This window comes from Halomonas sp. NYA30 (genome assembly GCF_976980765.1).
Genome location: NZ_OZ334477.1, coordinates 511,334 through 535,980, shown reverse-complemented (window position 1 = coordinate 535,980; position 24,647 = coordinate 511,334). Strand labels below are relative to the sequence as shown.

The following is a 24,647-nucleotide window of genomic DNA, read 5'->3' as shown; positions in this document are numbered from 1 at the left end:
AGACCTTATCGCGAGAATAAGGTTCACGCGCTATTGAATCGGCCTGCTGAATCATTTTGGACGGATACTTGAGAGATGACGAGTTACCGCCAACCAAGCACCCAACCAGCCTAGTAGTGTACTGCAAGATAGCAGAATTGTAGAGCCTGTCACGTCGAGTTGAGGTAATGAGAAGCTGGCACCGTAGCTCGCCGCCAGGGCAGCTACCGGGAGGGAAAGCCAATGATTGCCCAGGCCTAACAGACCCAGCGCTAACAGCCCACCACCAACACCGTACCAAGCCCCGCTGTACAGGAATGGGCGTCTGACAAAGGCGTGAGTGGCGCCAATCAGCATCACCACTTCAATCTCGCGGCGGCGACTTTCCACCGACAGGCGAATAGTGTTGCCAACCACTAGCAAAACGCCCAGGCCAAACAGCGCTCCCAGCGCCAGGGCAACGCGCCTTCCCAGTTCAGCCAGGTTTCTCAGCCGCTCCACCCAAGCCAGATCAAGACGCACCTCATCAACCCCGGAAAAGGCTTCAAGCGTAGCAGCCAACTGCTGCATGGCGGCCGGCTCGATGCTTGAAGGATGCACCACGATACTGATGGGTAACGGGTTGCTCTCCAAACCCGCCAAGGCATTATCCAGACCCAGCGACTGCTGAAACTCCGCCATGCCCTGCTCAGCGCTGATCAACCGGGTTTCGAGCACGCTCTGCTCAGCGTTGACCGCCTCTTCAATACGTTGCGCCTGGGCATCATCAGTGCTCAATTCCAGATAAACGGTAAGCGTGGCGCTTTCATCAAGCTCGGCATCCAGCAGGCGCGCACTGTCCAGGGTCAACCACAGCGCAGCGGGCAGCACCAGGGCAATGGCGATGGCTAGCATCGTCAGCAGGTTACCCAAGGGATAACGTACCAAGCGCTGAAAACTATCCCACGCCATGCTGCGATGGTGGCGTCCCCAGGCCCGCAGACGGCTGGAAAAGCGCGTTTGCTGGGAACGTGCACCTCGCTGTGAGGGTTTATCGGCCGGTGGTTTAGCAGCGGCTTTTCGCGGCGTTTTTAATGCCGCTCCCTGCTGGCGCCTTGGGGTCGCGGAGGACTTCATGCTGCCCCCTCGTCGGCCACCAAACGACCATCGCTTAAACGCAGGATGCGGTGGCGCAATTGAGCAATCAGGGCCAAGTCGTGGCTGGCGATCATTACCGTGGTACCAATTCGGTTAAAATCCTCAAACAGCGCCATAATATCCGCTGACAGCTGTGGATCCAGATTACCTGTGGGCTCATCAGCGAGCAGTAGCGCAGGCTTATTGACCACCGCCCGGGCAATGCCGACGCGCTGCTGCTCGCCGCCCGACAACTCTATCGGCAACGCCTTTTCACGGTGCAGCAGCCCTACTTTATCTAACGCTGCGCGCACACGGCGGGCGGCTTCACGGGGCTCAACCCCTTGGATCTCCAGTGGCAGCGAGACATTGTGGAAAATACTGCGATCAAATAGCAGTTGGTGATCCTGAAAGACCACGCCAATCTGACGCCGATAGAACGGCACCTGACTGGCATGTAGTTGGGCAATATCGTGCCCCGCCACGACGACGCGCCCGCGACTAGGCTTCTCAAGACGCATCACTAAGCGTAGTAGCGAGCTTTTACCCGCGCCGGAGTGGCCGGTCAGAAACACCATCTCACCCCGAGCAACCCGAAAGTTGAGATGCGCCAGGGCTTCGAAACGACCGCCGTAGCGTTTTCCCACATGCTCAAAGGCGATCATGCGCTGGCATCGTCCCCTTGGCGGTCAAACAGCGCGTGGACAAAATCATTAGCCTCGAAGGGGCGCAGGTCGTCGATACCCTCCCCTACGCCGATAAAGCGAATGGGTGTTTCCAACTGTTTGGCCAGTGCAAAGATAATGCCGCCTTTGGCGGTGCCATCCAGCTTGGTTAGCGTGATCCCGCTCACTGGTACGGCATCATTAAAGGTGCTGGCTTGGGATATAGCGTTTTGCCCGGTGCCCGCATCCAACACTAGCATCACCTCGTGTGGCGCGGTGTCATCTAGCTTCTGCATCACCCGGTGGACCTTTTTCAGCTCTTCCATCAGGTGGCTTTTGTTATGCAGTCGCCCGGCGGTGTCGGCGATCAGCACATCAACACCTCGCGCAGTGGCGGCCGCTACCGCATCGTAAATTACCGAGGCGCTGTCCGCGCCAGTGTGCTGGGCGATTACCGGCACATGGTTGCGTTCGCCCCATACTTTGAGCTGCTCAACGGCCGCGGCACGGAAAGTGTCACCGGCCGCCAACATGACGCTTTTGCCTTCGCGCTGAAAGCGCTGGGTAAGTTTGCCGATGGTGGTGGTTTTACCCACGCCGTTAACGCCTACCACTAAAATAACAAACGGCCCCTTGCCCGCCTTCTCCAGCACCAGCGGCTTGGCGACCGGCGCCAGCATAGTAGATAGCTCTTCCTGCAAGCCACGGTAAAGCGCCTCAGGGTTATTTAGCTCTTTGCGTGAGACGCGCGCTTCCAGGCGCCCAATAATCTCGGTCGTCGCGTCAATACCGACATCGGCCATTAGCAGCTGCGTTTCCAGGTCTTCCAGCAGCTCGTCATCAATCTGTTTCTTGCCTAAAAACAGATCGGCGATGCCGTCGGTTAAATTGGCACGGGTTTTCCCTAGGCCTGATTTGATACGTGCAAACCAGCCTTTCTGTTCGCCTTGCTGTTTACTTTTTTCGGCGACGGGCTTTTCCTGTAAAGCAGGACGTTGCGCCGTTTCACGAACGGGCTCTGGCTCTGGCTCTGGCTCTGGCTCTGGCTCTGGCTCTGGCTCTGGCTCTGGCTCTGGCTCTGGCTCTGGCTCTGGCTCTGGCTCTGGCTCTGGCTCTGGCTCTGGCTCTGGCTCTGGCTCTGGCTCTGGCTCTGGCTCTGGCTCTGGCAAAGTATCCGGCACGGGCGGGACCTCTTCAACGGCTTCCGAAGAAGTATCTGGCGCCTCGATGTCACCCTCATCAGCTCGCTCTTGAGGCTGATCTTTTAGACGCTGCTCTTCCTCTGGCGCCTGCTGCGAGTCTTGGGGCGTCTGCTGCGGGTCTTGGGGCGCCTGCTGCGGGTCTTGCTTATTCTTACGCTTAAAAAAACCAAACATGTGTGTTACTCGATATAAATAGTGAACATTAAGGTTATGCTAACACCCTAACCCGAGACTTTGGATAAGCAGCCCGCTACAATCCGCCTCATGACACGACAACGCTCCTCCCACTCATCCGCTTCCCGCCGCACGCCTGCTCAGCGAGGTGGCAAATCACTTGGCAAACTGCGCATTATCGGCGGTGAGTTTCGCCGCCGCCAGCTGCCCATATTGGATAGCCCCGGCCTACGTCCAACACCTGACCGCGTGCGTGAAACGCTGTTCAATTGGCTAGGGCAGCAGCTTTATGGTCAGCAGGTGCTCGACCTCTTCGCCGGTACCGGCGCACTCGGCATTGAAGCGGTCTCTCGCGGTTCGGCCTGTGTCGATTTTGTCGAGCGCGACCCGCGCGTGGCAGCGCAGCTGTCGACTAATCTGGCATCTCTGCATATTACCTCAAGCGCGGTGCATATTAACGATGTTCAGGCCTACCTGACACGTCCTGCACAGCCCTATTCACTGGTATTTCTCGACCCGCCCTTTCATCAGCAGTTGGCCGAACCATGCTGTAAAGCGCTGGAGAGTGGCGGCTGGTTGAGTGACGGGGCAATGATTTACCTAGAAACCGAGACATCGCTTGCCCCAGGGGTGCCCGCCAACTGGCAGTTACACCGCGAAACCCAGGCGGGTGAAAGCACCGCTCGGCTTTATCAACGTCAATAGCGTTAAACAGCGCTTGCCGCCGCGCGGTGGTGGCGTTACGCTCGCTTCATTCGTACCTATTAGCAAGCTTTCCGCTTGTTTTGTTGGGTACTTTTTGACTACCGTTTTTTGGGTTCTCGTTTTTACGCTAGGGAGATATACATGAGCTTGGAACTATTTAATCAGCTTGAACAGAAAGTCACCGATACTGTTGACGCGCTGGAAATGATGAAACTGGAAAATGAAGAGCTGCGTGGCGAGAACGCCAAGCTGAAAGAAGAGCGTGAAGAGTGGGAGCGTCGCCTCAATAGCCTACTCAGCAAATTCGATAGTCTCGACACGTCCAGCGCCTCTTAATTGACGCCACTCGCGGCCGACAGAGTCTCACGACCAGCTTAGAGTGTCCGCGACATCAGCAGTGCATCCTCGCGCCCAGCGGCACTTTGTGCTGCTGGGTCGCTTTGGGCCGAATGAGCGGCCTGAGCCGGGTAGTATCCTTTCCGGTACCCATCTTCGGTAAGCCCCATGCGCTGATAGAGCCGAATAGCGCTTAGATTTCCCACTCGCACTTCCAACAGCAAACGCTCGCTTGACCAGCGCTCAGCCTGCGTTAAAACGGCTTCCATTAATGCCAAGCCCGCCCCACTTCGGCGGTACTCAGGCACAACCCCTATCGCTTGAAGCTCCGCCTCAAACGGCAGTCGCGCCACGATGGCATAACCTTGCAGCTGTTCACCCTGCCACCAGCCCACTACACAGGTATCTTGACTGCCCAGTGCTTCCAGCATTTGCGAGTCGGAGGTGCCGCTTTGTGCCTGACTCTCTAGTGCCGTTAGTAAGGCTAGATGCTCAACGCCAAGTTCAGTGATCATTAACTGCTGGCTCAGCGCCGGTTGAACTATCGCGCGTCCACTGCTGGTTTAAGGCCTGCAGCTCTGGCCATAGATCGCGCTTACTGCGGGTGCCGTCGAGAAGGGCGGCAAGCGCTGGCCCCTGCCAGACAGGCAGCGAGAGCGTGTGACTTTGGCCTTCGTTCACGTTCAGTATACGATCCAGCGGCGCTTGTTCAGCGCCCAGCTCGCCCCACCAGATCAGCCGGGTTAGCTGCCACTCCTGCCGACTTACTTGGCCTGCAATAAAGGCTGCTAACCCTTCGCGCGCTTCATCTAGTGGGTCCTCAACAGCAAAGGCATTGGTCATTTGCGGCCACGTAAAGTGCGTTACTTCCGGCAATGCGCTCTGCTGAATACCCGCTGCTTGAAGTAGATTAGCCAACAATTGCTGCTCAAGTGCACTCATTTCGCCCGCTTGCAGCACTAACCAGCGGCCATTAAGGCATAGACAGGAGAGGGAGAACTTAAGGGGCTTAGCTGGCGTAGCAAGTGCTGTATCAGCAGTAGGCTCAGCCTTATCGGATTGGGCGCCAACCTGCTTGGTTTGGCTCTGTTTGGCTTGGTCCGATTTTTCTGAGCTGGGCTTATCCTTCAGCAACAACGCGCGTACTGCCGAAGGCGAGGCGATAGCCTCGCCTGACGCCTGAGGTTCAGGCGCGTTCCGCTTTGGAGCGGGGGCATCATTCAACAGCGCCTGCAGCCGCTCCCGGGGTGGCGTAGGAGCTGGCGCAACATCGTCCCACTCGCAGGCTTCAGTGGGCAGTGCATTGGGCAATTGATATCGAGAGGCCCAGGCGGTAATGCCCATGGCCTCCAGGTAGTGACGCCGAATAACTTCCTGGGTCACTTTCCGCCGCCGCGACAGTTGGGTGAGTTAGGCCGTTCACCGCCCCGCGCCTGCCACTCACTGGGGGTATAGAGATGCATCGCCAAGGCGTGCACCGGACCTGACAGCTCATCGGCCAATAGTGCATAAATCTTTTGATGGCGTTTGACCGGCATCAGGCCGTCAAAACTATCGCTCACCAGCGTCACTTTAAAGTGCGTTTCAGAGTTCGCGGGCACGTTATGCATATGGCTTTCGTTTTCAACCTGCAGCACATCGGGCGCGAGTGCCGCTAACTTCTGCTCAATCTGTGTCTGCAGCGTCATGGGAGTCTCCTTGAGATTACAAACCATTTTATTGTACGCGCTTACTGCCCGGCAGACGATGCCCGACGAGCGTGTAATGCACGCCTTGCCAGTGGCATACGTGCAACGCTTGCCAATAGCGCTAGCAGCGTGGTTACCGCCCCCAACCAGAGCGTTACCTGCACCGGCCACCCCAACGCCAGGGCGGCACCGACCAGAGCGACGCCGAACGACTGGCCCACCGTGCGCGTGGTGCTCATTACCCCTGAAACGTTAGCGCTGCGCTCCGACGGCAGGCTACTCATCATTTCGCGGTTATTGGGCGGCTGGAACAGCCCAAAGCCAATACCGCATAACGCGGTGCGCCATAAGCTCCCTGACACGCCGGTCGACTCATCGACTAACGCCAACGCAATCAGGCCAATGATCAGCAAGCTAAGCCCTGTGCTGGAAAGAATACTGGGATTAACACGGTCAGCTAAGCGCCCCGCCATAGGCCCGACGAGCATGATAGCCAGCGGCCAAGGTGTGAACAGCCATGCGGTTTCCAGTGGCGAAAAGCCCATCTGCTCCTGGTAGAAAAACGACAGCGCGACAAACGTCAGGCCCTGGCCTATAAAGGCAAGCCCAGAGGCTGATACCGCCAGGGTAAACCGCAGCTCGGCAAATACGCTCAGTGGCAATAGTGGGTACGGCGCACGTCGCTGGCGCGCAATAAACCCAACACAAGCCAATATCGCCAGCAGCGCCCAGCCACCGCTTTGCCAAATCGGCGCTGCGTGGCTGACGGCATCCATGGCAATAAAGAAGCTGGCCAGCATAACGATCGAGAGCAATGCCCCAGCGACATCAAAACTGCCTTTGCGCGGCTCTTCTCGGGGCAACGCACGCTTAGCCAGCCATAGCGAGCAGAGACCAAGCGGCACATTTAAAGCAAACAGCCAGGGCCAGTCAGCAAAGGACAAGATTACGCCGCTCAATGTGGGCCCCGCGGCGTAACCTCCGGCCACGACCAGCGCACTCAAACCAAGCGCACTGCCCAGCAATCGCGAAGGGAAAATAGCCCGATAGAGCGACGGACCAATGGAGAGCGTTGCAGCGGCGCCTAGCCCCTGGAAAGCGCGAAACACCAGCAGCGTTTCCAGGTTGCGTGATAGCGCCGCCCCCAGTGCAGCAGCAACAAAGGTCGCCAGCCCGAACAGGTAAAGCCTGCGACGCGTGATCAGCTCACTGATGCCTGCGAAGACGAGTAAAAATGCCGCACAGACCACTTGAAAGAGGTTGGTGATCCATACCGCTCGGGATGCTGACACATTTAGATCCGCAGCGATGGTGGGCAGCGCCAGATTGATCATGGTGGTGTCCACCACCGCCATCAAGGTACCGGTTACCAACGCCAGTACGGCCAAGGCACGCTCAGGCCCAGGCAGGCCATCGTCGCCAGGGCGAGTTTCAAACAGTCGCATAGCGAAGTCCTAGGGAAGAGATTTCTTTAAACGAAACGGCTAAAACCATTATTTTCAGAATGCTTATTTTCAAAACCGCCGTCTTCAAAACTATTGTTTTCAAAACAATTAACTTGAAAACAAAAAAACCGGCCTAAGCCGGTTTCCTAGTGCGCTAAATGGCTGTATCAAACAGCCGCGCAGGCAGCACTGAGCTTGCCTAAAATATTAGCACGCTAATCCTGCTCACTGTCTAATAACAATGCATCATCGACTTCGGAAATCTCAAGGGCTGTTTCGTCGTCCAAATCAATTGCTAGGTAGCTATGTTCAACGCGCACAAATTTTTGAAACAGTGCCCAATCTATCTTGTCCGGCCACTGGCGCTCATCCTCTTCCCAAGCGCGCAGCTCAGTCTCGAGGATTTCCACGTACCGCTCGCGCACAAACGCTTCCAGCGCTTCCGGAGTGTCCATCTCGGGAATTAGGTAAATGGTACTTTCGCGCTCGACGTCGTCCAGGGTCAGGTCGTCGTCTCCCATGGTGGGTTCGAGCGCATTGATCCAGTCCACAAAGGGCTGGGTCGGCCTGACGCTCAGTGCGGAGCGGTTAAGCAGTTTCATGGGATTCTCCTCGCCGTCGAAACGTTGATCATTATGGGCGCTATGACGCGCCCTTACCAACTTTTCATCCGTTATCTTAGCGTGTTAGTCCACTTCAGGGCGCATCGCCGGAAATAGCAGCACATCACGAATCGAGGCACTATCGGTGAACAGCATCACAAGACGGTCGATACCGATGCCCTCACCGGCCGTGGGCGGCATGCCATACTCCAAGGCGCGCACGTAATCGGCGTCGTAATACATCGCTTCCAGGTCGCCGGCGTCTTTTTCCGCCGATTGGGCGCGAAAACGCTCCGCCTGGTCTTCGGCGTCGTTGAGCTCCGAGAACCCGTTAGCGATTTCACGGCCACCGACAAAGAACTCAAAACGATCGGTAACGAAGGGATTCGCGTCATTGCGCCGCGCCAATGGGCTGACTTCCGCTGGGTACTCGGTGATAAAGGTTGGCTGGTCAAGCTTATGCTCGGCCACCTCTTCAAAAATCTCCGTTTGCACCTTACCCAGGCCCCAGCTTTCTTTGACCTTGATGCCGAGCTTTTCAGCGGTGGCCCGCGCAGCGTCCAAGGAATCCAGATCGCTGTCGGCAATGCCGTCACCGTGATCCAGAATCGCTTGGCGCAGCGTTAAACGGGCAAAGGGCTTGCCGAAATCGTAGCTCGCGCCCTGATACTCGATCACCGCGCTACCGAGCACTTCTTCGGCCGCTGTGCGCAGCATGGCTTCGGTCATATCGAGCAGATCACGGTAATCCGCATAGGCCCAGTAGAACTCCACCATGGTGAACTCTGGGTTGTGGCGCGTGGATAACCCTTCGTTGCGGAAGTTGCGGTTAATCTCGAACACTTTTTCAAAACCGCCCACTACCAAACGCTTGAGGTAGAGCTCAGGCGCAATACGTAGATACATGTCAATATCCAGCGCATTGTGGTGGGTAATGAACGGCCGCGCCGCGGCGCCGCCGGGAATCGGCTGCAGCATCGGCGTTTCCACTTCCATAAAGCCGCGCGCCTCAAAGAAGCGGCGCATGGAGCTAATGACCGCTGCGCGGGTTTCAAACACCTTACGCGACTGCGGATTCATGATCAGATCCACATAGCGCTGACGGTAGCGGGCTTCCATATCGGTCAGGCCGTGAAACTTATCCGGCAGCGGGCGCAGGCTTTTGGTTAACAGCTGCGCCTCTTTCATCATCACATACAGATCGCCCTTACCAGATTTATGTACCGGCCCGTGGGCGGCGACGATATCACCGATATCCCAGCTTTTAACGTCTTCGAGCACATCTTCGGGCAGGCCTTTCTTATCCACGTAGAGCTGGATTTGCCCGGCCACATCCTGAATAACGATAAAGGGCCCACGTTGACGCATCACACGACCGGCCACAGCGGCGTGGTGATCCAGCGCTTCAAGCTCGGCCTTGTCTTTATCGCCAAAGGCGTTTTGCAGCTCGACGGTTAAGCTGTCGCGGCGAAAATCGTTGGGAAAAGCACTCTTTCCCTGCTCAGCGGCGCGCTCGCGGCGAGCAGTCAGCTTGGCACGGCGCTCGGCGATCAGGTGGTTTTCGTTGTCTGCAGGAGACGCGTCTTGGTTAGCCATGGGGCACCCTGTTCATGTTCAAACGCTAAAAAAATTACAAACCTTGCTTCAAGCTGGCGACGATAAATTGATCGATATCCCCATCGAGCACTTTATCGCAGTTGCTGGACTGCACGCTGGTGCGCAAATCCTTGATGCGCTGGTCGTCAAGCACGTAAGAACGGATCTGGCTGCCCCAACCGATATCCGCCTTGGAGTCTTCGGCCTCCTGCTTGGCGGCATTACGCTTCTGCATCTCGTGTTCCCAGAGCCGCGCTTTCAACTGCTTCATGGCAAAGTCGCGGTTAGCGTGCTGGCTGCGCTGGCCCTGACAGGCGACGACAATGCCGGTCGGCTCGTGGGTAATCCGCACCGCTGAGTCGGTGGTGTTAACGTGCTGACCGCCTGCGCCGCTGGAGCGGTACGTATCAACGCGCAGGTCCGATGGGTTAATTTCCACTTCGAAACTGTCGTCAATTTCCGGTGACAAAAAGACCGAGGCAAAGGAAGTATGGCGGCGGCCACCAGAATCAAACGGACTTTTACGCACTAGCCGGTGCACGCCGGTTTCGGTACGCAGCCAGCCGAAAGCGTAATCGCCCTGAACATGTACGGTCGCTGATTTAATGCCCGCCACTTCACCCGCGGAGATTTCGGTGATATCGGCTTTAAACCCGTGGCTCTCGGCCCAGCGCAGATACATGCGCAGCAAAATATTGGCCCAATCCTGCGCTTCGGTACCACCGGAGCCGGACTGAATATCCAGGTAAGCGTTATTTTGATCCATATCACCGGAGAACATGCGCCGAAACTCGAGCTTCTCCAGCGCGGCTTGCATACCGTCCAACTCTTGGCGCACTTCGTCGACCGTGCCTTCGTCCTCTTCCATCTCGGCAAGCTCCAACAGATCCCGGCTATCGCCCAGGCCCTGCTCAAGATCATCGATAGTGGCCACAATGGCTTCGAGGGAGGCGCGCTCTTTGCCTAACTTCTGCGCGTAGTCTGGATCATTCCAGACATTGGGATCTTCCAGTTCGCGAGTAACTTCTTCTAGCCGATCTTTCTTCTCGGCATAGTCAAAGATACCCCCTAAGAACATCTGTCCGCTCAGACAGGTCCTTGATCTGGTTATGAATCGGGTTGGTTTCCAACATGGGGTCGCCCTAGCTTTGTCTGTATCTGGTCGTACAGAGGTGTATCGATCAGAAAAGCGCATAGTGTAACGAAAGCCGACACGCCCCGCATCCAATGGCCTGCCACAAGGCAATAAAAAACCCGGCAGGCGCCGGGTTTCGTTGGAGATTAACGCTGTAAGGGCTTAAAAGCGATAGGTTAACTGCGCACCGAAACCGTGGGCTTCGTTTTTATAGTCGGCTGCGTAGGACGCGCCGCCTGCACCTTGGAGCAGGTCGTTACGATCCTGTTCAACAAAGGTGCCTCGCTCCGTGAGATAGGAGTACGCCACGTCAATGGTCATATCAGGCGTTGGGCTCCATCCTGCCCCCAGCGAGAAAATACGCCGATCGTCAGAAGGAATACGCACGCTGCGGTCTTCATCATTGGTGGGTGTAAAGTCCAACGTTACCCCAGCACGAAGCGCTAATGTCTTCGTTAACTGATACTCGCCGCCGGAGGCAAACGCCCAGGCGTTTGAATAGTTCTGAACTTCTTGGGTAATCGTATCGCCTTGGCTACCGGTAACCAAAATTTGATCAAATTGGCTCCAGCGAACCCAGGACGCCCCGAACATCAGTTTGAGACGATCGGTCATCTGCTGGGTTACGGAGAAGTTAACCGTCTCCGGGGTGGTTAAATCCAGGTTCGCGGTATCTGAGCGAAGGACATTACCCTGGGGATCGGTAGCGCTAAAATCCCCTTCCAATGTGTAGTCCACTTTTGAACGGTAAGTCAGACCCAAGGTGGTTTCGGGTATCGGGCGATAGATCACGCCTAAGTTGTAGCCCCACGCTTCGTCTTCGCCGTCAACGCGCGAGTCGATATCGGTAGCTGGATTAAACGTAGCTTCAGAGGGTAGCTGGCGACGCAGTTCACCTTCCACTTGGTTATAGGTAATACCCGCACCAACCGACCACTGATCATTAAAGCGATAAGAAACCGTCGGCTGCGCACTGATCACCTTGACTTCGGTATAGTCGCCAAAATAGCGTCCCTGGAAATCATCTTCGTAGTCGGTTTTGGAGCCAAAGGGTGCATATACCCCGAACCCAAACGCTAACTGATCAGTCACTGGCTGCGCATAGAATGCAAAAGGAATGGGAGTACCTGGCACCATATCGCCATCATTCCCCCCAGGAATGCTGCCGATGGGAATCTGATTGCCATTGGGGGCCCCGCCAGCGGCCACACCCGAATCAATAAAGCGGCTAGCTTCGACATTAGAAAGATCAGTATTTACGTTTAGATAGGTTCCCCCAACCGTCACTTGCGCACGATCCAAAAACGACATACCCGCCGGGTTACCGTACACAATGGTTGCATCATGGATGTTAGAGCTTCGCCCGGCATGGCCATAACCCTGCCCACTCACGCTCTGCTCGTTAATTTGATACCCGCCCGCGTGGGCTTGGCTAGCGAAAGCGGCCGTAATGGCAGCAGCCAGGGTGAGCTTATTAAATTTATTATTCATAGTGGGCCTCTCTTCCCGATGATCCAGTGGATACCGACGATCCACCCTCTTTATTTTTACATGACTGTTTTCTCGCAACTGAGCCAAAGGTTCAAGGGCAAACGTTCGTTTTATTTTATTTCTGGCTTATACATTAGTCGCACGACCGTTTTAAATCAGTGTTTTAGTCATTTCAGCTGATTGAATAAAGGCACCCTTGACCTATGGGTAACCCATAGGTTCTACACTCAATAGCGACTATTTAACCGGTCGGGAGAACAGGCCATGAAAGTTAACGAGCTTGCCAAACGTGGCGGGGTTACTGCGGAGACCGTGCGCCACTACGCTCGTGAGCGGCTACTTGCTCCTCAGCGCCACCCGGATAACGGCTATCAGCTATTTTCAGATAACGACTTAGAGCGGCTACGGTTTATCCAGCGGGCGCGCAAACTAGGGTTTAGCGTGGCGGAAATTCGCGACATCCTCACTCATGCCGATCAAGGCGATTCCCCCTGCCCCTTGGTACGCGACTTACTTGCCAGCCGCCTGCCACAAATTCGCGCACGCATTGCCGAGCTGGAAGCGCTAGCCGAACGAATGGAACAGGCCATGGAGAGCTGGCAGCAGATGCCCGACGGTTCCCCCGACGGCCACAGCGTGTGCCGCCTGATTGAGAGTTTTCCTGACGCCACGTCTACCAAGGAGACCCCATGAGCGACGCCTCTACCGAAGCCGCCTCAAGCGTAAGCCCTGCCAATGGAGCCACCACGCGAACCATCCCCGGCATGAATTGCCAGGGCTGCGTCAAGCGTATGCGCGAGGCGATTCAAAGTGGTGACCCTGAAGCAGACGTCACCGGCATGCCTAGCGAAAAACGCCTCGAGGTTGTTTCGACTCTAACCGACGCCGAGCTTGATCAACGCTTGACCGCGGCGGGCTACCCGCCAGGCGAAGCAGCGCTGGAGGAAGCAGCCCCAGACGATGCTGATAAGCAGCCAGAAACCGCGGCACCCGCTGATGCCGAAGCTGAAAAAACTGCAAGTGTTCACTCCCATTCTCAAGGGCAAAGCAAGAAACAGCGCTTGGCAATTAGCGGGATGACCTGCGCCAGCTGCGTCAACAGCGTTCAGAAAGCGCTTGAACGTACCGAGGGTGTGGACACCGCCAGCGTCAACTTTGGCAGCCACTCCGCCCAGGTGTTTGGCAGTGCCGAGACCCAAGCGTTAATCGCCGCCGTTGAGTCAGCGGGCTATGGTGCCGAGCCGATTGTGGATATGCGGGAAGCCGAACGCACCCGGGCAGAGCAGGATGCCAAGACCTACCAAAAACGGCTACGCGGCAGCACCATCTCGTTGGCACTGGCGATTCCACTCATGGTTAGCATGCTGTTTTTCCACCCTCATCCCATGGGGCTGGGGCGTCTCTACTGGTTGGTGATTGGTCTATTAACTCTGGGCATTATGGCCTTCCCTGGGCGACACTTTTTCGTCAACGCCTGGAAGCAATTTAAGCATCGCCAAGCCAATATGGATACGTTGGTTGCCATAGGCACCGGCACTGCCTGGCTCTACTCCATGACGGTGGTGCTGTTCGCACCATGGTTACCGGAAGTCGCTCAAGGCATCTATTTTGAAGCTTCCGCCATGGTGATCGGGCTGATTCTGCTCGGCAATGCCATGGAGCTTCGCGCCCGTGGGCGCACTAGCAATGCTTTAAAGCGCCTGCTTGATCTACAGAGCCGAACAGCGCGGGTTATTCGCGATGGTCACGAGCAGGAGATTGAGATCGATGCCGTGCAAACGGGTGATCACGTTCGAGTGCGGCCTGGAGAACGCCTGCCTGTGGATGGTCAGGTGACCGAAGGCGAAAGCCATATCGACGAGTCGATGCTCACCGGCGAGCCTGTACCTGTAGCGAAGCGCGAGGGGGATGAAGTCAGCGCTGGCACGGTGAATGGCCGTGGCGGGCTGGTCTATCAAGCAACGCGAGTAGGCGCCGACACCCGGCTGGGCCAGATTACCGAGCAGGTGGCAAGCGCTCAGAACTCGCGGCCTCCGATTGGCGAGCTCGCCGACCAGGTCTCCAGCGTTTTTGTGCCTGCGGTAATGATCATTGCCGTATTGACTGCCCTGGTGTGGTTCAACCTAGGGCCCGCTCCCCAAGTGATCCATATGCTGGTGACGGCGACCACCGTGCTGATCATTGCCTGCCCCTGCGCGCTGGGCCTGGCCACGCCAATCTCGACCATGATAGGCGTCGGTAAAGCAGCGGAGCACGGGGTGCTTGTGCGCAGCGGCGAGGCGCTGCAAACCGCGAGCAAGCTGACCACGCTAGTCGTCGATAAAACCGGCACGCTCACCCAGGGCAAGCCCAGCGTTACTGATGCACAGATGTTTGGCGTGGAGCAATCTACCGTGCTGGCGCTGGTGAACGCGCTTGAGCGCGGCTCCGAACACCCCCTGGCAGCGGCGTTAATGAACTACGCAGATGAACACAACGCTCCCCCTGCCGAGGTTAATGGTTTCGACAGCGTGACCGGTGGCGGGGTAAAAGCCCAAACCGCCGACGGCAAAGCGCTGCTGCTGGGCAATGCGCGCCTGTTAAGCGAGGCCGGTGTGGATCTCAAAGCAGGTGAAGAGCAGGCTCGCGCTCTGGAGGAGCGGGCCCGCACGCTGGTTTATCTAGCGGTAGATGGAAAACTGGCCGCGCTTTTTGGCATCAGCGACCCGCTTCGCCACGACACGGTGGCCGCGATTAAGCGCCTTCAGAAAGACGGCTTAACCATCGTTATGTTAACCGGGGATAACGAGCACACCGCCAAAGCCATTGCTCGGGAGGTGGGCATCGATGAGTTTCGCGCGGGCTTGTTGCCTGAAGATAAGCACGCCGAGATTGAGCGCCGTCAAAAGGCAGGGGAAATCGTTGGCATGGTGGGCGATGGCATCAATGATGCCCCAGCGCTGGCCCGAGCGAATGTGGGCTTTGCGATTGGCCAAGGCACCGATGTGGCGATTGAGAGCGCGGGGATCACGCTAATGCGTGGTTCGCTGCACGGCGTGGCGTCTGCGATAGAGATCAGTCGCGCCACGCTGCGCAATATCAAACAGAACCTGGTGGGCGCCTTTGGCTACAACCTGCTGTGTATTCCTATCGCGGCGGGGGTGCTTTATCCGATCACCGGCATGCTGCTTTCACCGATGATAGCGGGCGCTGCCATGTCGCTCTCTTCCATCACCGTGGTGAGTAACGCCAACCGCTTGCGGCTGTGGAAAGCTAGCCAGGAGGACGCCTCATGAGCTTATTGATCAATTTGGCAGGTCTGGGACTCATCGCACTGATAGTGTGGTGGTTCTGGCTTGGCTAAACGTTTTTAGCTCACTCCAATATAGCGCCCTGGCTTATGGTTCAGGGCGATAATCAGGTTGAGCGTCAGCGCCCCTAGTACCGAATACCCCACACGATCCAGCGGTAGTTGGGTCAGCGCAATCAGCAGGATAACGCCATCAATCGCCAGTTGAACGTAACCTGCACGAAAGCCGTGTTTATCCTGCAAGTAGAGCGCGAGAATATTGATACCGCCTAGGCTCGTGCGGTGACGAAACAGCATCAGCATACCAATGCCCATCAGCGCGCCGCCCATTAACGCAGCGTAGATTGAGGGCACACTGTCAAACTGCACCCACCCTTGGGTTAGCTCCGAAAATAGCGATACCAGACCAATAGCGGCGAAAGTGCGCAGGGTAAAACTCCAGCCCATGCGCTTAACCGCCAAGTAGTAAAACGGCAGGTTAATTGCAAAAAAGTACACCCCAAAGCCCCAGCCGGTCACGCTGCTGGTCATATAGCTGAGCAGCAGCGCCAAGCCTGCCGTACTGCCGGTCAGCAACACCGCATGGGTGTAAAAGGTCACCCCCAGCGCGACAAAGAACGTGCCCAGCAGCATCGCCATCACGTCTTCATAGGGACGATGTTGATCCTTGGGTAAGTCTTCAACACGCATGGGAGCGTCCTTACTTAGGCTGTTGAGGTTATCAAGTGATTAGTTTAGATAGCGCTAGCGTGCTCAACCATTAACTGCAGCGTTTCGCGGCCACGCCAACGATTACGATTGAGCTTATAGGCACAGTGCAGCGTATCGCCCACGTTAAACCCTGGCAGCTCCCCCGGTGTTAAGGCACGAAACCAGATCGCTTTGCAGGTCACGGGGCCAGTGGAAAGCTCTAGCATCAGGTGCGCGCCATCAGCTCCCACCGGGCGCAGCGCCTCAACAATAAAGCGGCCTTCAAACAACGGTGGGTCGAATTCACGCCCGTAGGGGCCGAGTGTTTCGATCTCCGTTAATGTCGTCAGCGAAAGCTGCGCCGTGGAGAGTTCGCCATCCGTCCAAAGGCGCGGATAGAGCGTTCGTCCCTCTAACTGCTCACCCACTGCCTGCAAGAAAGCCGATTTAAAGGCCTCAAGCTGATCCCGTGGCACGCCTACCCCTGCCGCGCCACTATGGCCACCAAAGCGTGGTAACGCCTGGGGAGCAAGCTCAAAGGTACGCTGAAGGGCATCGCGCAGGTGCAGCCCGTCAATCGAGCGGCCAGAGCCGGTTAGCATGCCCGGTGCCGATGCTTGAGTTAGCACCAGTGCCGGGCGCCCGTAGGCCTGCACTAACCGCGAGGCGACGATACCCTGTACGCCGGGGTGCCCGTCTTCCAGCAGCACCACCACGGCGGGCTCGTCGGCGTCCAGAGCCGCCGCAGCGAGAGTGCGCGCCTCGGCGGCCATATCGGCCTCAATCGCTTTGCGGGACTGGTTATCCTGATCCAGCACGTCGAGCTGACGATTGGCGACCCCATCGTTCTCGGCCAGCATAAAGTGCAGTGCCGCGTAGGGGTCGTCCAGCCGCGAGCGGGCGTTGATACGCGGCCCCATCTGAAACGCTAACGTCTCCGCGTTAAACGGCACGCTGTCGGCACCTAGCCGCGTGGCCATGGCACGCCAGCACGCCGCATCCATCCGATTGATCAGCTTTAACCCTTGATTGACCACCGCACGGTTGGCGGGACTGCCGCCCAATGACACACAGTCAGCCACAGTGCCCAATGCCACGTAGGAGAGCCAGGGCGACAGCTTGGGCGTCGACTCTGACAGCGCTCCCCACTCAATTAGCACACCGCGCGCCAGTGACATCAACAGCCACGCCACCATACAGCCGGCGATAGTTTTGTCAGGGTAATCACAGTCCGAGCGGGTAGGATTTACACAGGCATAAGCAGAAGATGGTGGCCCCTCGATAGGCAGCGCATGGTGGTCGCTAACTACTACATCGATACCCGCCGCTTTTAGGCGTGCGATACGCGGCTCATCGGAGCTGCCGCAGTCAGCGGTAATCACCAGGGTAGGAAACGGCTTTTGCGCAAGGGTGCGCTCTACCAGCGGTAGGCTAATCCCGTAGCCGTCGTGAATACGATGGCCGATCAAGCTGTGCAGTTTGCCTTCCGGCACCCCAAACAGCTCCACCAGCGTGCGCCTAATCACCACGTGGGAGGTAATGCCATCCACGTCGTAGTCGGTGAGAATACCGATCGCCTCACCCTCTGCCACCGCCTGGGCGATACGCTCAGCGGCGCGTCGACCGTCGGCCAGTTTCTCCGGGTGGGCCAGATAGCGCAGGCTCGGCGAGATTAACGGCAACAGCTCGCCGCTGTAGCCGGGCAAACGTGACGCCAGAAGCCGCGCCTGCAGTTCGCTTAAGCCTTCGGCTTGGGCACGGGCATACAGCGCCTCGTCCACAGGACGAGGCTCTAAACGCGGTTCGCTCTTGCTAGACGTCAGCGTGCTATGGGGTAAATCGGTCACTGAGGTCATCGCTGTCTCAACGAACGGGCATTCAACGCCGGTTTTCCGCGACATACTGCTGAACGGCGGCAAGCTCTGCTGGCAGCACGGTATAACGCTCTTCGCGCTCTAGCAGGTCTTCCATATGCGGTGGTAGTGGCACGCCTAAGAAGCCCGCTTTCACTACGGCTTCGGCAAACTTGGCCGGATGCGCAGTCGCCAGGGTAATTACCGGCGTTGACTGATCAGCGCGAGCGCGCTCTGCGGCAATATAACCGGTCGCCGTATGCGGATCGAGCATCTCACCGGTGCGCTTATGAGCGTCACGAATCACTTCCAGAATCGTTGCATCGTCCACGCTATAGCTTGAGAACTTTTCGCGCAGCTTGGCCAGCGGCGCATCGGCCAGAGCCGAGGGCTCCTGCTGGAAGCGCTCAAGCAGGGCTGCCACGGCTAAGCCGTCACGATCATAGGCATCAAACAGCAGCCGCTCGAAGTTAGACGACACCACGATATCCATGGAAGGCGCCAACGTCGCCGCCAACTCCTTTTTGGAGAAGTCGTTAGCAGCCAGCGTACGGTGCAGAATATCGTTGGCGTTGGTGGCGATGATGAACTGCTTCACCGGCAGGCCCATCTTGTAGGCCATATAGCCCGCAAACACGTTACCAAAGTTGGCGGAAGGTACGCAGAAGCTCACCTCGCGGTGCGGTGCACCCAGCGCGACGCCTGAGGCGATGTAGTAAACGATCTGAGCCATAATGCGCGCCCAGTTGATCGAATTCACCGCCACAAGGCGCGTGCCGTTCAGGAACGTTTGATCGGCAAAGCTGGCCTTGACCATCGCCTGGGCGTCGTCGAAATTGCCTTCGATGGCAATATTGAAGACGTTATTGGCCAGTACCGAGGTCATTTGACGACGCTGAACTTCCGAGACCCGGTTGTGCGGGTGCAGGATAAAGATATCCAGGTTGTCACAGTGGCGACAGCCTTCGATGGCCGCCGAGCCGGTATCGCCGGAGGTCGCGCCCATGATCACCGCACGCTCGTCGCGTTTTTTCAGGAAATGATCGAGCAAGCGCCCGAGCAGCTGTAGCGCTACGTCTTTAAACGCCAGGGTCGGACCGTGGAACTGCTCAAGCAGAAAGTGATTGGCATCCAGCTGTTTGAGCGGCAGCACGGCGTCATGATTAAAGGTCGCGTAGGCCTCGGTGACGATGCTGCGGAAGGTCGCGTCGTCGATTTCACCGTTCACAAACGGCTTCATCACCCGAAAGGCGATTTCCGCGTAGGAGAGCCCGGCCATGTCGGCCAGCTCTTCCCGTGAGAACTCCGGCAGTGTTTCCGGCACATACAGGCCGCCGTCGCTGGCCATACCGGTGAGCACCACTTCTTCAAAGGAGAGCGCGGGCGCCTGCCCACGCGTACTGATATAGCGCATCAAGGCTTACTCCCCTTCACTCAAGCTTTCCACGCGAATACGCGTGACGGGGCCCGCAATATCGGCCATGGATTCGATTTCACGAATCGCTGCGTTCATCTGCTTCTCTTTGGTGCGGTGTGTGAGCAGAATGATCGGCACCAGCTCGCCTTCGGTGGCCTCTTTCTGAATCAGTGCCTCAATCGAGATGCCCTGCTCAGATAGAATCGTGGCCACCCGCGCCAACACGCCGGGGCGATCCACCGCCAGCAGGCGCAGGTAGTAGGCCGTGATGATATCTTCCATTGGCATGATGGGCAGTTGGCTGACATCTTCGTCGATGCCACTGAAGGCCAGGTAGGGCACCCGGTAGCGGTGCTCGGTGGAGATATCCCGCGCCACGTCGAGTAAATCGGCCACCACCGCTGACGCGGTGGGCTCGGCACCCGCACCGGCACCGTAGTAGAGCGTTGGCCCTACCGCGTCGCCCATGACTGCGATGGCATTTTTGACACCGTGAACATTGGCCAGCAGGCGCTCTTTAGGAATCAGCGTGGGGTGGACCCGCAGTTCCAGGCCCTGATCGGTGCGCTTGGAGATACCCAGGTGCTTGATCACATAGCCCAGATTGTCGGCTTGCTCGACGTCTTCCGCAGTAATCCGTGAAATGCCTTCAGTAAAAGCTTTCTCAAACTGGAGCGGCACGCCGTAGGCAATCGAGGCCAAAATCGTCAGCTTGTGCGCCGCGTCGATGCCTTCAACGTCAAAGGTGGGATCAGATTCGGCGTAGCCCAACGCTTGAGCTTCCGCGAGTACATCTTCAAACGCCCGGCCTTCGTCGCGCATATGGGTAAGAATATAGTTGCCGGTGCCGTTGATAATACCCGCCACCCACTCGATGCGGTTGGCGCCCAGGCCTTCGCGCAGCGATTTGATCACCGGTATACCGCCAGCCACCGCGGCTTCAAACGCCACGATGACGCCCTTTTCGTGAGCGGCCTTAAAGATTTCGTTACCGTGCACAGCAATCAGCGCTTTATTGGCGGTGACCACGTGCTTGCCGTTTGCAATGGCGGTAAGTACCAGTTCACGGGCGATATCGTAACCGCCTATCAGCTCCACCAGGACATCCACATTGGGATTGGTCGCGACTTCAAACACGTCGGAGGTGGCATTGATGCCGGTAATATCGCAGTCAGGATGAATACTGCGATGAGCAACCTGCTCAATCACAATAGGGCGGCCAGCACGACGCGAAATATCGTCAGCATTGCGGGTCAATACGTTAAAGGTGCCGCCACCGACAGTGCCTAGACCACAGATACCTACTCTTACCGGTTTCAAAATACTTCCCCTTTCGTCTCGTGCACCTGGTGGTGCTGGTCTTAAATTTAGTCTTAGAAGCGGTTTTATAAACTCTTTAAAATCGCGCGTTAAGACAGTGTCTCAGCGTTGTGTGCCGTCTAATCGTTGCGGCACTACTCCTCATCATCCAAGCCTAACATGGCCGTGAGCCGCTCGGGTGGCACAAATCCGGGAACCAACTGCCCATCGGGCAAAATAATCGCTGGCGTACCCTGCACGCCCAACGCTTTGCCCAACTCATACTGACCTGCCACCGGGTTGTCGCAACTTGCCGAGCTGGAAATAGCCTGGCCCTCTTTGGCTTGGGTCATCGCTTCGCTGCGGTTGTCCGAACACCACACCTGCTGCAGCGTTGTAGCGGCTTGGCTTCCCATACCCGCGCGAGGAAACGCCAAATAGTGAACGGCAATGCCGCGCTCGTTCAATTCTGGAATAGTGTCGTGCAAACGTGCGCAGTAAGGGCAGCTAGGATCGGTAAACACCGTTATGGTCGCCTTCGGCTCGTCAGCTCCGCGGAAGATCACTCGCTCACTTTCAGGTATTGCCGCCAGCGCATCGGCACGCTCTTGGTTCTGTTCCTGCTCGGTCAAATTGACCAACCCATCGGGCGCATTTTCATATAGGTCGCCGACCAGAAAGTGGCTGCCGTCTGCATTGGTGTAAAACGATTCGCCGCTCTCCAACCGCACGTGATAAACGCCATCCATCGGTGTTTCGGTGACCGCTTCCACGGGCATCGACTGGCCATTGACGCTAAGTGATTCAGCCAGTCGATCTGCCACGTCGTCAGCCTGAGCAGCGGAAGGTAACAGGGTGGCGGTTAGCAAACACGCCAACATCGAGGAAGGTGTTAGTAAAGGTAGAGTTACAAAACGGCGTTGACGCATCTTCAATTTAACCTCGTGGGTGATGTTCTGCATGTAGGCTTTCCAAGCGGGCCTGGGCTACATGGGTATAAATTTGGGTCGTCGACAGATCACTATGACCTAGCAGCAGCTGTACGACCCGCAAATTGGCCCCATGATTCAATAAATGGGTGGCAAATGCATGGCGAAGCGTGTGAGGTGACAGTGGCCGGGTAATCCCCGCTGTTATCGCATGCACCTTAATACGATGCCAAAACGTTTGCCGAGTCATGGCTTTATCGCCCCGGCCTGGAAACAACGCTGGGCGTGTTGGGTCGCTCATCAAGGCCAATCGTGCGGTCTCCATGTAGTGCGCAATCCAATCCGCGGCCTCTTCCCCCATCGGCACCAGGCGGTCTTTATCACCCTTACCGCGCACCCGCACCACGTTTTGGCGAAGGTTGACTGCATCGCCGGTCAGCCCCACCAGTTCTGAGACCCGCAGGCCACAGGCGTAAAGCAACTCCAACATGGCACGATCGCGCACGCCTAAAGGCGTCTCCGTATCCGGCGCCATCAGCAGGCGCTCTACTTCGTCTTCTTCCAACGTATTAGGCAAGCCGGGAATGACGCGCGGCAGCTTGATATCGGTGAGCGGATCGCTCGCCACTTGGTTGTTTAAACGCCCCCAACGATAGAAGCTGCGCAGTGTCGACAGCAGCCGGGCATTGCTACGCAGTTGGTAACCCTGTCCCCGGCGGCTGGCGAACCATTCGCTAATCCGTTCCGGCGGTGGCGCCAACAGCGCTTCGCCATGGCTCTCCAAATGACGTTGCCACGCGGTTAAATCACGCCGATAGGCAGCTAGCGTATGATCGCTGGCGCCCTGTTCAAGCCAGAGGGCATCCAGGAAAGCATCAATCACGCTCATACGGCAGCAGTCTCCGGCTGTTTGTTATCAAGCAGCTGTATAAACAAAACCCCGCCCCGCAAAGCGGTGACGGGGTCTTGGTATCTGGGCGCCACGCCTATAGAAGCACAGCGTACGCCCACGGAACAGTGGCGTTTAAGCCAGCTTTTCCTTGATACGTGCAGAACGACCGCTGCGCTCGCGCAGGTAGTAAAGCTTGGCTTGACGCACATCACCACGACGTTTGACTTCAATCGAGTCAACCAGCGGGCTGTAAGTCTGGAAGGTACGCTCAACGCCAACGCCGTGAGAAATTTTACGCACGGTGAACGCGGAGTTCAGGCCACGGTTACGCTTACCGATGACCACACCTTCAAACGCCTGCAGACGCTCGCGGGTGCCTTCTTTTACTTTTACCTGAACGACAATAGTGTCGCCGGGGGCAAAGGGAGGAATTTCCTTGCCCATTTGCTCAGATTCGATCGCCTGGATCACTTTGCTTTTGCTGCTCATCTTCATACTCCTGAATAACGTGTTGGCTTAACCGCTCAAACATGGGTGGCGGAAGCCGTGATCCCGGCGCTCGAAACGAGCTTCGCGGGAGTCGTTATGGGTGACACAGGTGCGTTGGCTAGTTATTCAAACATAGACTTCTATGTAAGCTACTGCCGTATTCGCCCTGCACCGCCGCTCTGGTTCAAGCAGTTGAAAACAACCTAGTTAATAAAACTAGTTGAAAACAACCTACTTAGTGGACAGAGCGTGTTCCTCGATAAACTCATTTAACAGCTTGCGCTGTTCGGCATCTAACGTTCGCCCTTCCAACAGGTCTGGACGGCGTTGCCATGTCCGGCCTAGCGACTGCTTTAATCGCCAACGCTTGATAGCTGCATGATTACCGCTTAGCAGCACATCTGGCACTTGGCGCCCGTCAATTATTTCCGGACGAGTATAGTGCGGGCAGTCTAGCAGACCGTCATTAAACGAGTCTTCGACAGCGGAATCCTGATGGCCCAGCACGCCGGGTATCAGCCTTGCCGCTGCATCGATCAGCACCATCGCCGGCAGCTCACCGCCGCTCAGCACATAGTCACCAATCGACCACTCTTCATCGATGTCACTCTCCACCACGCGTTCATCAATGCCTTCATAGCGACCTGCCACGACCACTAAAGGCCCGGCGGAAGCCAGTGCTTGAACGCCTTGCTGATCCAGCTTTCGCCCTTGAGGCGATAGATAGATCACCGTCGGCACTAAGCCGGTGGCTTGTTGCGCCCGCTCACGAGCCGCAAAGATCGCTGCGCGCAGAGTGTCGACTTTCATCAACATCCCTGGACCACCGCCATAGGGGCGGTCATCTACGCTACGATGGCGGTCAGTGGCGTAGTCCCGCGGGTTCCAAAACTCCAATGCGATACGCTGTTTCTCTACCGCTCGCCCGACCACGCCCTGTTGCGTTAACGCGTCGAACATTTCGGGAAACAACGACACCACACCAATCCACATTGCAGGCGCTACTGCTTCACTCTCCGCTGCCGGAGCGTTGCCACTATCCAACTCAGTTGAGCCGGAAGATGTATCATTACTCAAACTGTTCATAAGTTTGGTCAAAACTCAGGGTCCCAATCGACGACCATGCGGCCCTCTTGGGAACTGATTTCGATAATGACATCGTCTGGCAAAAATGGCAGCAGCCGCTCACGCTTGTCGATTGCATCAACATCGCCGCGGACTACCATGACATCGTTGGCACCGGTTTCGAACAGATAGCTTACCCGTCCTAACCGTTCGCCAGCCTGAGTGAAGACCACCATGCCTTCAAGCTCGTGCCAATAATACTCGTCGTCAGTAAGCTCAGGCAGTGCCTGTTTGGGCATCAAGATGTCCGTTTGGGCCAATGCTTCAGCCGCACTACGGTCGTCGACACCTTCCAGTTGCACTACAAGTCCTTTGCCCTGCCGACGCCCCTGAACAATACTAATGCGATTCAGCGTTTCGCCTTGGCGCACCCACCATTCCGGGTACTCTAGAATGCTGTCTATCGGGCTAGTGTAGGAGTACACCTTGAGCCAACCTTTCACCCCATAAGGGCTAGTCAGCTTGCCTAGCACCACATGTGTGTCGTCAGTTTGGCTTATTTCAAAACGCGACATTGACGACCTCAGCTA

At 56.9% G+C, this 24,647-nt stretch carries 24 protein-coding genes; 4 read left to right on the top strand and 20 right to left on the bottom strand.

The window, feature by feature from the left end:
- Positions 1 to 51: 51 nt before the first annotated feature.
- From ftsX to ftsY, 3 genes are read right to left on the bottom strand one after another with little or no spacing between them, the layout of a single operon-like run.
- The gene (gene ftsX / locus ACWI0H_RS02490) at positions 52 to 1,095 is read right to left on the bottom strand and encodes a permease-like cell division protein FtsX (protein ID WP_485874715.1); all 1,044 of its coding nucleotides are present in this window, start codon (positions 1,093 to 1,095) and stop codon (positions 52 to 54) included.
- Positions 1,092 to 1,760, bottom strand: coding sequence for a cell division ATP-binding protein FtsE (ftsE, locus tag ACWI0H_RS02485; protein ID WP_008959902.1), 669 nt, complete (start codon positions 1,758 to 1,760; stop codon positions 1,092 to 1,094). Before ftsE ends, ftsX begins: the two co-directional genes overlap by 4 nt.
- On the bottom strand, positions 1,757 to 3,136 hold the full coding sequence (ftsY, locus tag ACWI0H_RS02480) for a signal recognition particle-docking protein FtsY (protein ID WP_485874714.1): 1,380 nt from the start codon (positions 3,134 to 3,136) through the stop codon (positions 1,757 to 1,759). The genes ftsE and ftsY overlap by 4 nt, the downstream gene beginning before the upstream one ends.
- Before the next feature lie 90 nt (positions 3,137 to 3,226).
- On the opposite strand from ftsY, the gene rsmD reads away from it, so the two are divergent.
- Together rsmD and zapB are read left to right on the top strand one after the other, a co-directional pair.
- Positions 3,227 to 3,841: a 16S rRNA (guanine(966)-N(2))-methyltransferase RsmD gene (rsmD, locus tag ACWI0H_RS02475; RefSeq protein ID WP_485874713.1), complete on the top strand. Its 615-nt coding sequence runs from the start codon at positions 3,227 to 3,229 to the stop codon at positions 3,839 to 3,841.
- 141 nt (positions 3,842 to 3,982) lie between these two features.
- Positions 3,983 to 4,177 (top strand): cell division protein ZapB, encoded by a 195-nt coding sequence (gene zapB / locus ACWI0H_RS02470; protein ID WP_008959905.1) that lies wholly within the window; start codon positions 3,983 to 3,985, stop codon positions 4,175 to 4,177.
- Between the two features lie 38 nt (positions 4,178 to 4,215).
- On the opposite strand, the gene ACWI0H_RS02465 is transcribed toward zapB, so the two are convergent.
- From ACWI0H_RS02465 to ACWI0H_RS02430, 8 genes are all read right to left on the bottom strand, one after another.
- A complete protein-coding gene (locus tag ACWI0H_RS02465) occupies positions 4,216 to 4,692 on the bottom strand; it encodes a GNAT family N-acetyltransferase (protein ID WP_485874712.1) in 477 nt (158 codons plus the stop codon).
- Positions 4,682 to 5,560, bottom strand: a complete 879-nt coding sequence (locus ACWI0H_RS02460; protein ID WP_485874711.1) for a hypothetical protein — start codon at positions 5,558 to 5,560, stop codon at positions 4,682 to 4,684. Before ACWI0H_RS02460 ends, ACWI0H_RS02465 begins: the two co-directional genes overlap by 11 nt.
- Positions 5,557 to 5,865: a BolA family protein gene (locus ACWI0H_RS02455; protein WP_113268476.1), complete on the bottom strand. Its 309-nt coding sequence runs from the start codon at positions 5,863 to 5,865 to the stop codon at positions 5,557 to 5,559. The genes ACWI0H_RS02460 and ACWI0H_RS02455 overlap by 4 nt, the downstream gene beginning before the upstream one ends.
- A 41-nt stretch (positions 5,866 to 5,906) precedes the next feature.
- A complete protein-coding gene (locus ACWI0H_RS02450) occupies positions 5,907 to 7,310 on the bottom strand; it encodes an MFS transporter (protein ID WP_485874710.1) in 1,404 nt (467 codons plus the stop codon).
- 215 nt (positions 7,311 to 7,525) lie between these two features.
- A complete protein-coding gene (locus ACWI0H_RS02445) occupies positions 7,526 to 7,912 on the bottom strand; it encodes a hypothetical protein (protein ID WP_485874709.1) in 387 nt (128 codons plus the stop codon).
- Positions 7,913 to 7,996: 84 nt separating this feature from the next.
- Entirely contained in the window at positions 7,997 to 9,508 is a 1,512-nt protein-coding gene (lysS, locus tag ACWI0H_RS02440; RefSeq protein ID WP_485874708.1) for a lysine--tRNA ligase, read from the bottom strand.
- Positions 9,509 to 9,542: 34 nt separating this feature from the next.
- Positions 9,543 to 10,641, bottom strand: a protein-coding gene (gene prfB / locus ACWI0H_RS02435; protein WP_336273589.1) for a peptide chain release factor 2 whose coding sequence is annotated in 2 segments (ribosomal slippage) — positions 9,543 to 10,565 and positions 10,567 to 10,641 — 1,098 coding nt in all. Because the reading frame shifts where the segments join, the coding sequence is not laid out codon by codon here.
- A 164-nt stretch (positions 10,642 to 10,805) separates the two neighbouring features.
- Complete coding sequence (locus ACWI0H_RS02430) at positions 10,806 to 12,134, bottom strand: OmpP1/FadL family transporter (RefSeq protein WP_485874707.1); 1,329 nt, start codon at positions 12,132 to 12,134, stop codon at positions 10,806 to 10,808.
- 264 nt (positions 12,135 to 12,398) lie between these two features.
- Between ACWI0H_RS02430 and ACWI0H_RS02425 the strand changes: the two genes are divergently transcribed.
- Complete coding sequence (locus ACWI0H_RS02425; protein WP_035564945.1) at positions 12,399 to 12,827, top strand: MerR family transcriptional regulator; 429 nt, start codon at positions 12,399 to 12,401, stop codon at positions 12,825 to 12,827.
- Positions 12,824 to 15,409 (top strand): heavy metal translocating P-type ATPase, encoded by a 2,586-nt coding sequence (locus tag ACWI0H_RS02420; protein WP_485874706.1) that lies wholly within the window; start codon positions 12,824 to 12,826, stop codon positions 15,407 to 15,409. Before ACWI0H_RS02425 ends, ACWI0H_RS02420 begins: the two co-directional genes overlap by 4 nt.
- Positions 15,410 to 15,483: 74 nt before the next feature.
- On the opposite strand, the gene ACWI0H_RS02415 is transcribed toward ACWI0H_RS02420, so the two are convergent.
- The 9 genes from ACWI0H_RS02415 to rimM form a co-directional block, all read right to left on the bottom strand.
- Entirely contained in the window at positions 15,484 to 16,113 is a 630-nt protein-coding gene (locus tag ACWI0H_RS02415; protein WP_008958720.1) for a YitT family protein, read from the bottom strand.
- Positions 16,114 to 16,157: 44 nt separating this feature from the next.
- Positions 16,158 to 17,969, bottom strand: a complete 1,812-nt coding sequence (locus ACWI0H_RS02410) for a single-stranded-DNA-specific exonuclease RecJ (RefSeq protein WP_485874705.1) — start codon at positions 17,967 to 17,969, stop codon at positions 16,158 to 16,160.
- A gap of 22 nt (positions 17,970 to 17,991) precedes the next feature.
- Entirely contained in the window at positions 17,992 to 19,380 is a 1,389-nt protein-coding gene (gene thrC, locus ACWI0H_RS02405; protein ID WP_485874704.1) for a threonine synthase, read from the bottom strand.
- A gap of 6 nt (positions 19,381 to 19,386) precedes the next feature.
- A complete protein-coding gene (locus ACWI0H_RS02400) occupies positions 19,387 to 20,703 on the bottom strand; it encodes a homoserine dehydrogenase (RefSeq protein WP_280105548.1) in 1,317 nt (438 codons plus the stop codon).
- Positions 20,704 to 20,837: 134 nt separating this feature from the next.
- Positions 20,838 to 21,644 (bottom strand): DsbC family protein, encoded by an 807-nt coding sequence (locus tag ACWI0H_RS02395; RefSeq protein ID WP_485874703.1) that lies wholly within the window; start codon positions 21,642 to 21,644, stop codon positions 20,838 to 20,840.
- The gene (gene xerD, locus ACWI0H_RS02390; protein ID WP_485874702.1) at positions 21,619 to 22,500 is read right to left on the bottom strand and encodes a site-specific tyrosine recombinase XerD; all 882 of its coding nucleotides are present in this window, start codon (positions 22,498 to 22,500) and stop codon (positions 21,619 to 21,621) included. The genes ACWI0H_RS02395 and xerD overlap by 26 nt, the downstream gene beginning before the upstream one ends.
- Before the next feature lie 135 nt (positions 22,501 to 22,635).
- On the bottom strand, positions 22,636 to 22,992 hold the full coding sequence (rplS, locus tag ACWI0H_RS02385) for a 50S ribosomal protein L19 (RefSeq protein ID WP_027957738.1): 357 nt from the start codon (positions 22,990 to 22,992) through the stop codon (positions 22,636 to 22,638).
- A 231-nt stretch (positions 22,993 to 23,223) separates the two neighbouring features.
- Positions 23,224 to 23,985, bottom strand: coding sequence for a tRNA (guanosine(37)-N1)-methyltransferase TrmD (gene trmD / locus ACWI0H_RS02380; protein ID WP_035583021.1), 762 nt, complete (start codon positions 23,983 to 23,985; stop codon positions 23,224 to 23,226).
- A 101-nt stretch (positions 23,986 to 24,086) separates the two neighbouring features.
- A complete protein-coding gene (gene rimM / locus ACWI0H_RS02375; protein ID WP_485874701.1) occupies positions 24,087 to 24,632 on the bottom strand; it encodes a ribosome maturation factor RimM in 546 nt (181 codons plus the stop codon).
- Positions 24,633 to 24,647: the final 15 nt, after the last annotated feature.

Bases quoted from the DNA above. Each gene is read 5' to 3' on its own strand.
- ftsX (WP_485874715.1), bottom strand. From the start codon at position 1,095: ATGAAGTCCTCCGCGACCCCAAGGCGCCAGCAGGGAGCGGCATTAAAA.
- ftsE (WP_008959902.1), bottom strand. From the start codon at position 1,760: ATGATCGCCTTTGAGCATGTGGGAAAACGCTACGGCGGTCGTTTCGAA.
- ftsY (WP_485874714.1), bottom strand. From the start codon at position 3,136: ATGTTTGGTTTTTTTAAGCGTAAGAATAAGCAAGACCCGCAGCAGGCG.
- rsmD (WP_485874713.1), top strand. From the start codon at position 3,227: ATGACACGACAACGCTCCTCCCACTCATCCGCTTCCCGCCGCACGCCT.
- zapB (WP_008959905.1), top strand. From the start codon at position 3,983: ATGAGCTTGGAACTATTTAATCAGCTTGAACAGAAAGTCACCGATACT.
- ACWI0H_RS02465 (WP_485874712.1), bottom strand. From the start codon at position 4,692: ATGATCACTGAACTTGGCGTTGAGCATCTAGCCTTACTAACGGCACTA.
- ACWI0H_RS02455 (WP_113268476.1), bottom strand. From the start codon at position 5,865: ATGACGCTGCAGACACAGATTGAGCAGAAGTTAGCGGCACTCGCGCCC.
- ACWI0H_RS02450 (WP_485874710.1), bottom strand. From the start codon at position 7,310: ATGCGACTGTTTGAAACTCGCCCTGGCGACGATGGCCTGCCTGGGCCT.
- ACWI0H_RS02445 (WP_485874709.1), bottom strand. From the start codon at position 7,912: ATGAAACTGCTTAACCGCTCCGCACTGAGCGTCAGGCCGACCCAGCCC.
- lysS (WP_485874708.1), bottom strand. From the start codon at position 9,508: ATGGCTAACCAAGACGCGTCTCCTGCAGACAACGAAAACCACCTGATC.
- ACWI0H_RS02430 (WP_485874707.1), bottom strand. From the start codon at position 12,134: ATGAATAATAAATTTAATAAGCTCACCCTGGCTGCTGCCATTACGGCC.
- ACWI0H_RS02425 (WP_035564945.1), top strand. From the start codon at position 12,399: ATGAAAGTTAACGAGCTTGCCAAACGTGGCGGGGTTACTGCGGAGACC.
- ACWI0H_RS02420 (WP_485874706.1), top strand. From the start codon at position 12,824: ATGAGCGACGCCTCTACCGAAGCCGCCTCAAGCGTAAGCCCTGCCAAT.
- ACWI0H_RS02415 (WP_008958720.1), bottom strand. From the start codon at position 16,113: ATGCGTGTTGAAGACTTACCCAAGGATCAACATCGTCCCTATGAAGAC.
- ACWI0H_RS02410 (WP_485874705.1), bottom strand. From the start codon at position 17,969: ATGACCTCAGTGACCGATTTACCCCATAGCACGCTGACGTCTAGCAAG.
- thrC (WP_485874704.1), bottom strand. From the start codon at position 19,380: ATGCGCTATATCAGTACGCGTGGGCAGGCGCCCGCGCTCTCCTTTGAA.
- ACWI0H_RS02395 (WP_485874703.1), bottom strand. From the start codon at position 21,644: ATGCAGAACATCACCCACGAGGTTAAATTGAAGATGCGTCAACGCCGT.
- xerD (WP_485874702.1), bottom strand. From the start codon at position 22,500: ATGAGCGTGATTGATGCTTTCCTGGATGCCCTCTGGCTTGAACAGGGC.
- rplS (WP_027957738.1), bottom strand. From the start codon at position 22,992: ATGAGCAGCAAAAGCAAAGTGATCCAGGCGATCGAATCTGAGCAAATG.
- trmD (WP_035583021.1), bottom strand. From the start codon at position 23,985: ATGTGGATTGGTGTGGTGTCGTTGTTTCCCGAAATGTTCGACGCGTTA.
- rimM (WP_485874701.1), bottom strand. From the start codon at position 24,632: ATGTCGCGTTTTGAAATAAGCCAAACTGACGACACACATGTGGTGCTA.